Source organism: Rhodomicrobium sp. Az07, from assembly GCF_018619475.1.
Taxonomy (GTDB): Bacteria; Pseudomonadota; Alphaproteobacteria; order Rhizobiales; family Rhodomicrobiaceae; genus Rhodomicrobium.
Window position 1 is genome coordinate 185,993 of the sequence record NZ_JAHFZG010000005.1, and the last position, 7,635, is coordinate 193,627.

Annotated in this window: 7 protein-coding genes; 2 read left to right on the forward strand and 5 right to left on the reverse strand. The window is 63.6% G+C overall.

Features of this window, described 5'->3' with window-relative positions; genetic code table 11:
* Nucleotides 1-173: 173 nt before the first annotated feature.
* On the forward strand, nucleotides 174-1,175 hold the full coding sequence (locus tag KKP04_RS05815) for a TorF family putative porin (protein ID WP_215027874.1): 1,002 nt from the start codon (nucleotides 174-176) through the stop codon (nucleotides 1,173-1,175).
* On the opposite strand, the gene KKP04_RS05820 is transcribed toward KKP04_RS05815, so the two are convergent.
* Both KKP04_RS05820 and KKP04_RS05825 read right to left on the reverse strand, forming a co-directional pair.
* The gene (locus KKP04_RS05820; protein ID WP_215027876.1) at nucleotides 1,168-2,475 is read right to left on the reverse strand and encodes an MFS transporter; all 1,308 of its coding nucleotides are present in this window, start codon (nucleotides 2,473-2,475) and stop codon (nucleotides 1,168-1,170) included. The genes KKP04_RS05815 and KKP04_RS05820 overlap by 8 nt on opposite strands.
* Complete coding sequence (locus KKP04_RS05825) at nucleotides 2,432-2,899, reverse strand: PRC-barrel domain-containing protein (RefSeq protein ID WP_215027878.1); 468 nt, start codon at nucleotides 2,897-2,899, stop codon at nucleotides 2,432-2,434. The genes KKP04_RS05820 and KKP04_RS05825 overlap by 44 nt, the downstream gene beginning before the upstream one ends.
* Before the next feature lie 333 nt (nucleotides 2,900-3,232).
* Here KKP04_RS05825 and KKP04_RS05830 point away from each other — a divergent pair, with 333 nt between their 5' ends.
* Entirely contained in the window at nucleotides 3,233-4,135 is a 903-nt protein-coding gene (locus KKP04_RS05830) for a hypothetical protein (protein WP_215027880.1), read from the forward strand.
* A gap of 59 nt (nucleotides 4,136-4,194) precedes the next feature.
* Here KKP04_RS05830 and KKP04_RS05835 read toward each other — a convergent pair whose 3' ends face one another.
* The 3 genes from KKP04_RS05835 to ligA all read right to left on the reverse strand — a co-directional run.
* Nucleotides 4,195-5,040 (reverse strand): hypothetical protein, encoded by an 846-nt coding sequence (locus tag KKP04_RS05835; protein WP_215027882.1) that lies wholly within the window; start codon nucleotides 5,038-5,040, stop codon nucleotides 4,195-4,197.
* A 214-nt stretch (nucleotides 5,041-5,254) separates the two neighbouring features.
* Nucleotides 5,255-6,019, reverse strand: a complete 765-nt coding sequence (locus KKP04_RS05840) for an HAD family hydrolase (RefSeq protein WP_215027884.1) — start codon at nucleotides 6,017-6,019, stop codon at nucleotides 5,255-5,257.
* 151 nt (nucleotides 6,020-6,170) lie between these two features.
* The coding region (ligA, locus tag KKP04_RS05845; RefSeq protein WP_215027886.1) for an NAD-dependent DNA ligase LigA at nucleotides 6,171-7,635 on the reverse strand (1,465 nt) is incomplete at its 5' end.

The window sequence follows — 7,635 nt, forward strand, 5'->3', positions numbered from 1 at the left end:
TCCTTGACTACAAAAGCGGCAGACGCCTTTCCTGATGCTTTTGCGCAACTCTTAGCTGCGTCGCCATCGCGAATGACGCTTTAGGGTTGTATCACATTCGCGACTCTTCCTATCGTCCAAACAAGTTTGCGTCCCGATCACATTGCCGCGCGACGGCCAATCGAGAGACCGACATGAGCAGACCACTCTTGCTTGCAGCCCTTTCCCTGCTTCTCGCCGGGAACGTTTTGGCGGCAGAAGACGATTCGGCCCGTACCGAAAAGGACGACACTGCGCAGTCCAAGGCCGAGGACAAGAAGGCCGAGCCGACCTACCCGGACTGGGACGTTGCCATCGGCGCGGGCGCGGCGACAGACTATGTGTTCCGCGGTATCAGCCAGTCGAACCGCAAACCTTCGTGGAATTCATACGTCGAATACCGTTACACACCGCAGAAGGACGTGCAGTTCTACGCAGGCGCAAGCATTTACCAGATCGACTTCCCGAACGATGCCTTCGCCGAAGTGGATTTCTACGGCGGCGTGCGCCCGACCTTCGACAAGGTCACGCTCGACTTCGGCTTCTGGTATTACTGGTATCCCGGCGGCCGCACCTATAACGGTCTTGAGCCCGCGTTCCTGAACTGCACCAACGGCTTCTACACGCCGACCGGCGGTTGCAACACACTCGAAGCGCGGCTCGACTTCTACGAAGTCTATGGCAAGGCCATCTATGCTCCCGACGACAAGCTGACGCTCGGCTTCGCGGCCTATTATTCCCCCTCGTGGCTCAATACGGGCGCACCCGGCACCTACGCCTCCTGGACCGCCAAATATGTTCTCCCGGACAAGAACTTTCTGCCCGATGGTCTCGGCTGGTATGTCTCCGGCGAATGGGCCAATTATTTCTTCGGGGACACGAAAGACTTCTATGGCAACGTTCCGCTGCCCGACTATGCCACGTGGAACGCTGGCCTCGCCTTCACCTACGAGGTGTTGACGCTCGACTTTCGTTACTACGACACCGATCTGTCGCAAGCGCAGTGCAACCTCTTGACGGGCGACGACACGGCAACTTTCGCCACCAAGAACATTACGAAGAACAATCCAGGCGGGCTTGGCTCAAGGTGGTGCGGGGCGGCGTTCGTCGGCAAACTGTCTTTCGACCTGACGGCGAAGACCAACCTTCTCAAGTGATGTCCTGCGGGCGCGTTTCCGGCATCAGCGTGAGCGTTACGATGAAGCCGAGCGCGCCCGTCGCGGCAAGCCACCAGAAGGCAGTGGGCCGCCCGAAGATGTCCGCGATATAGCCCGCCGCTGGCAGGCTGATCGCCGCGGCAAGGCCGATGGCCATTCCGACAACGCCTTGCGCCAGATTGAAATGCCCCGTGCCGAAGGAAATGTCGGCGACCACGAGCGGGATGAGGACCGCGAGAACGGCCGCCGAAACCCCGTCCAGCATCTGGATCGCGACCAGCGGCACGGCGCCGTCCAATACCGCGAACATTGCCGCGCGCATCGGCAGGACGGCGAGCGCGGCGAGCAGCAGCGGCCGCCGCCCGATCCGTTTGGCAAGCCGCCCCACTGTCGGAGAGAACAACGCGACGATGATCTGCGGCAGCACGATCGCGGCCGCGATGAGCGCCACGGCCCATTGGCTCGCGCGCGTCGTCAGTTCCGAGCCGACGAGCGGCAGTAGCGGCGCGTTCGCCATCTGAAACAGCGCGATGATGGCGATGAAGACCAGAAACGCGCGCTTTCGAAGCAGGATCGAAAGCCCGGCGGGAACGCTCGAAGCCTTCGGCGCGACGGTCCCGCCATGCGCCGTCGCGACATCCACCTCGGCCTCGCGGATATACCAAAGCGCGGTAATCGCTGGGATAGCGAAGAACGCTGTCACGAAAAACACCGCCTGCGGCGACCAGAAATATCCGCAAGCGCCGAGCAGGAGAGCGGCCGTTCCGTTGCCGGCGGCGGCGTAGCGCGCGTTGCGGCCAAGGCGAGGGGAAAGCACTTCGCGCCCCACGAGTCCGAGACTGATCGCGGCGACAGCCGGCGAGACAACCGCCGTCCCGGCCGCATGCAGCACGCGGGCGAACGCCACGGCCGCGAACACCGGCCATGCGGCGATGATAAAGGCACTGGCTCCGAGAGCCGCCACGGCTCCGCCCGCCGCGCGGCGTTCGGATCTCACCTTGTCGATCAGAGCGCCGCCCGGCACCTGAAACAACAGCGTGGCGATAGAGCCGATGGAGAGCACAAGGCCGATATCTGTCTGTGTCCACTTCTCCGAGGTGAGGTAGACGGCGAGAAACGGCCCGAACCCGGTCTGAATGTCACCGAGAAAGAACGCGAACCAGTCAAGACCGCGCAGGCTCTCCCGCGAGGGATCCCTGCGTTTCATATCGCCCGTGGTCGCCGGGTCCGGCGGCACCGGTTCCGCCTGTGCGGCACTAATTCGTTCCGTCAGCGCCTCGGCCTTTCCCGGTGTTCGCACCGATGGCGACAACCGGTTCGCCCTTTTTTACTTCGGGCGCCTCGCTGAGGCGTTCTCGCGGGAGTTCCACCACAAGCGTGTCGCGTTTGTCGGAAGCGAAACGCAAGTCCGCCCAGGCGATGGCGATGCGCCTGCTGCCGACGCCGAGAAAGCCGCCGACCTCCACCACGGCCGCCTGAACCGCGCCGGAGCCATCCGCCAGCACGTCCACGACCCGCCCGGCGCGCTCGCCCGTGCGCGTGACGACAGTCTTGCCCATCACGCTTTCCGCGCTCCAAAGGACAGTCTTTTCCGGCGGCGGCTGGCTCGCCTGCCGTTGCGGCACGTTGCCGGGCGAGGTCCCGTCGTCGGCCATGCCCGGCGACAGGCCGATCGCAATGAAAACCGCAACGGTCGCGCGAAGTGTCTCGCTGATTGCCCTCATGGCGATCCCAGTCGTTTGATCTGGAGCGAATTTGACATGTGATGCAAATCTCGGAATCGGACCACTAGATACTCAAATGCCGGACATCGCATCACGTTCCAGTTGCGACACCGCAATTTGTTCCGGTGAGAATATGCAAGGCTTAAGTTACGACCTGAAACAGATAAGGTTATCCTTGTAAGCCGTTCAATCATGTTCGAGTAAATCTGATTCTCAAACTTGAGACTTATCTATCCTTCCGTCGAGGCAAGCGGCAACTTCTTCTGCCCAATCGTATTGACGATTTGAAACCGCGGCAAAGCGGGGACTCTTCAAAAACCGAAGGAATCGAAAATGGTAGACACGACTTACGACACCTCTCGCGTTCATGACGGGGAGGATTGGCGCGCAATCTCATGGAGCGCTATCCTTTTCGGCTCTCTTGTCGCGCTCTCGGTGGCAGCGATGCTGCACGTTCTGGGGCTCGGGATCACCGCGAGTTCGGTCACCGATCAGGAGCGACCGACTGATGCTCTCATGACCATCGGCGGAGTGGCCGGCATCTGGTATATTGCCTCCACCGCCGTCAGCCTTTTCGTGGGCGGGTTCGTGGCGAGCACCCTTTCCTGGACTTTCACCGGCAAGCGTGCGGCGATTTACGCGCTCGGCGTCTGGGCTATCACGACGCTGGTTGTGGCGCTAGCCTTCGTGCCCCCTATCATCCGCGCGACGACCGGCGCGGTGTCCGCGGTCGGCAACGTGGCGGAGAGAGCGATCACCACAGTCGCAGGAGCGGGTGAAGCGGCGGGACAGGCGGCCGGTAATATCCCGTCGGGGCTCGTGGACAACGTTCGGCAGAGGCTCGGCATTCCGGCGGGCACGCAGGTGGATCAAGGCGCGATTCGGGACATCACGCAGCTTGTCGGTCAGCGGCTTACGCAGGATCAGTGGACACCCGAGCAGCGCGATCGGCTCGCTTCGGCCCTGGGACGTGCGGCCAACGTTCCTCCGGAGGAAGCTCGCCGCCGTCTCAACGAAGCGGAATCCGGCCTGAACGCTACGATTCAGGAGGCGAGGGAAACGGTACGTCAGGCGCTGGAAGCCACGCGGCAAGCCATTGCAGGCGCGGCCTACTGGACATTCGCGGCCATCCTGGCCGGACTGATCGCGGCCTACTTCGGTGCTCGCTTTGGCGAACGCGACGAGGATCAATTGCCTACATTCGCCCGCATCCGCATGCACCGGGGATCGAATTGAAGAAGAGCCCCGGCCTTGCGGTCGGGGCTCCATTTCATGCAGTGCAGCAAGCGTTGTTGTTACCAGCCGCCGCCGAAGCCGACGCCGATGCCGAGACCGGGACCGTAGCCGCCGCCGTAGCCGCCGCCGAAGCCACCGCCGTAGCCACCGCCGAAGCTTACGCCAAGGCCTGGTCCGCCCCAGCCGCCGCCGCAGCCGCCGCAACCGGTGGCATAGACAACTCGGCGGGCAATCACAGGCCGCGCGCAACCGGTGGCATAGACAACTCGGCGAGCAATCACAGGCCGCGCGCAACCGGCATAACCGGAATACACGACCGGACGACGCCAACCACCGCCATACCAGCCGGCAGTGCTATACACGACAGGCCTGCGCCAGCCCCAGCCGCCGCCATACACGATGGGACGACGCCAGCCGCTGTAGCCTCCACGCCATGCTATAGACCTGCGCCAGCCGCCGCCGTAGTAGCCACCACGGAAGGCCACCGGCCTGCGCCAGCCGCCACCGTAGTAGCCGCCGCGGAACCTGATGGGGCGTGCGAAGCCGCCGCGATAGCCGCGGAACCCGCCGCGATAGCCGCGGAATCCGATGGGACGAGCGAAACCGCCGCGATAGCCGCGGAACCCGACGGGACGGGCGAAGCCGCCGCGATTGCCACGGAAAGCAGACGGTCGTCCGAGACCACCAGCGCGATACGACGAGCGGCTACCGATAGCGGAAGCGCCTCTGAAGCCGCCACGTCCGCCATTGCGGACGAGCATCACAGAGCTTTGCGCACCGCTGACCACCATCTTGTCGTTGCTCGCTACAAGCGGAGACGGCGCAGCGCCTGCCGCAGTCGCGAGGCCGAATGCCGATAATCCCAGCGCTGCCACCGCCGGAACTAGAAGTCGTTTCGTTCGCATGTGAGACCCACTTCCTCTGTACTAGGGTTTGTGTTTGCCGCTGCCGCGTCGTCGCTCACGACCTCGCTGCAACTGCGCACGCACCCGGTCACACGCCATTGACCGCGCTCGAACGCCGGACCATTGGACCACCCTGCGAGTTAATGAAAGGTAGAAAGATACTTGAGCTTTGGCGCTACGAAGTAGGAAAGAAGAATTGAAGGTCAAGGCTTGGCTAATCGATCTCCGCCAATTTACGCAAAAGCTCAATATCGATAAAAGTACAACTATTAGCGTTGCCTGAGATAAGCTTGAAGGGGAGATCAGGTTCTCCAAGATGGTCGATCAGAACTGCCGCTCCATCGAAATCGTGGAACGCCGTATAGTCGTTCAACGCCACGACGACTTTCAGTCCGGCACCACGTGCCGCGCGCAATCCGGGCGCGGAATCCTCGACGGCGAGGCATTCACCGGGGCTCAACTGAAGCGCCGCCAGCACGTGGATATAGATGTCGGGCGCGGGCTTCTTGCGCGGCACGGCGTCACCGGCGCCGATCACCTCGAACCAGCCGAACGCCTCAGGCATCGCCGCGTCGAACAGCGCCGTCACGTTTTCCGGCGACGTCGTTGTCGCGATGGCGAGCCGCACGCCTGCTTGTCTGGCCTCGCGGAGAAGACGCGCGACACCGGGCCGGAGCGGAATACCGCCATCCGCGAGAAGAGCCGCGTAGCGCTTCGTTTTGGCAGCGTGCAGCGCGGCGATGAAATCGGGAAGCGGCTGCCCGCTCGGCGGCGCGAAGTGCGGTCGGTGCTGCGCGATGTAGTGCGCGATGCGTTCCTTGCCTCCCGTCACCGCGAGCAGATCGGCGTAGAGCGCGGGCGTCCAGTCCCAGTCGAGGCCCGCATCGGCGAAGGCGTCGTTGAAGGCGAGGCGATGCCCCTCCTCCGTTTCGGCCAATGTGCCGTCCACGTCGAAGATCAGAGCCTTGAGTTCGGCCATGCGAGCCCCCTTGATTTCGGATCCAGCTTTAACATGCGAACGCTTGTTCGCCGCCTCGGTGCCGCAAGACGGGATGAGGGGCGAACGGCGGTAAACCGTTCGAGGGCTCCTCTCATCCCGCCTCCCTCCATCAGGAGAGACTCTATGGCGGTTATGCGGAGGAGATCATCTCCAGCCACTCATCCTCGGTCATTACTTTCAGCCCGAGGTCTTCCGCCTTTTTCAGTTTCGAGCCTGCGCCTGGCCCCGCGACGAGATAGGTTGTCGCCTTCGACACGGACCCTGCGACCTTCGCGCCGAGGCGCTCGGCCTGCGCCTTGGCCTCATCGCGCGTGAAGCGTTCGAGCTTGCCCGTGAAAACCACCGTGGCCCCGGCAAGCAGCGACGAGACCTGATCCGGTTTGTATGCCTCGACGGTCAGTTCGCGCTGAAGCGCATCGACCACCTCGCGATTATGCGGCTCGTCGAAGAAATCCACGATGGACTGCGCGACGACGTCGCCGATCCCGTCGATCTCATTCAGTTTCGCCAGAATGATGGCGTTGTGCAGCGTCCTCTTGTCATCGGCCGAGGCGCGTTCGAGCAGAAGTTCGTCGCCCGCTCGAAGGTCGGCCGCATCAGGCTCGGCCATGGCGGCGCGGAGCGCGTCGAGCGAGCCGAAAGTCTTCGCCAGCAGCTTCGCCGTCGTCTCGCCGACATGGCGAATGCCGAGCGCGAAGACGAAGCGTTCGAGCGAAATCGTGCGCCGCGCCTCGATGGCCGCGAACAGATTCGCAGCGGATTGCGGGCCCCAGCCTTCCTTCTCGCTGAGTTTCGGCAGGTCCGCGCCGTCGCGCGCGGCCATGGTGAAGATGTCGGCGGGCGCCCTGATGCGGCCCTCGTCGAAGAACGCCTGGATGTTCTTCTCGCCCAGCCCCTCGATGTCGAAGGCGTGGCGCGACACGAAATGCCGGAGCCGCTCCACCGCCTGCGCCGCGCAAATGAGGCCGCCCGTACAGCGGCGCACCGCGTCGACCTTGCCGGTTTTCGGGTGTGTCTCGCGCACGGCATGGCTGCCGCAAACGGGGCAGAGCGTCGGGAAGACGAATTCCACGGCGTCGGGGGGGCGCTGGTCCGGCACCGGCCCAAGGATCTGCGGGATCACGTCGCCTGCGCGCTGCACGATGACAGTGTCGCCGATGCGCACATCCTTGCGGCGGATCTCGTCTTCGTTGTGAAGCGTGGCGTTCTGCACCACGACGCCGCCGACGGTGACGGGCGCGAGCTTCGCCACAGGGGTCAGCGCGCCGGTGCGTCCCACCTGAATGTCGATGCCGTTCAGCACCGTGGTCGCCTTCTCGGCGGAGAATTTATGCGCGGTCGCCCAGCGCGGCGTGCGGCTGACGAAGCCGAGCCGCTCCTGAAGGTCGAGCCGGTTCACCTTGTAAACCACGCCGTCGATGTCATAGCCGAGCGAAGCGCGCTTCATCTCGATGGCGCGATAGACGGCGAGCATTTCCTCGACCGAGCGGCAAAGCTCAACCGGCGGCAGCGGAAAGCCCCATCCGTGTATCGCCTGAAGCACGCCGAAATTCGTATCGGCGGGCAGCGCGCTCGCCTCGCCCCACCCCCGAACC

Coding starts and splice junctions, on each gene's coding strand:
- KKP04_RS05825 (WP_215027878.1), bottom strand. CDS start 2,899: ATGAGGGCAATCAGCGAGACACTTCGCGCGACCGTTGCGGTTTTCATT.
- KKP04_RS05835 (WP_215027882.1), bottom strand. CDS start 5,040: ATGCGAACGAAACGACTTCTAGTTCCGGCGGTGGCAGCGCTGGGATTA.
- KKP04_RS05840 (WP_215027884.1), bottom strand. CDS start 6,019: ATGGCCGAACTCAAGGCTCTGATCTTCGACGTGGACGGCACATTGGCC.
- KKP04_RS05815 (WP_215027874.1), top strand. CDS start 174: ATGAGCAGACCACTCTTGCTTGCAGCCCTTTCCCTGCTTCTCGCCGGG.
- KKP04_RS05830 (WP_215027880.1), top strand. CDS start 3,233: ATGGTAGACACGACTTACGACACCTCTCGCGTTCATGACGGGGAGGAT.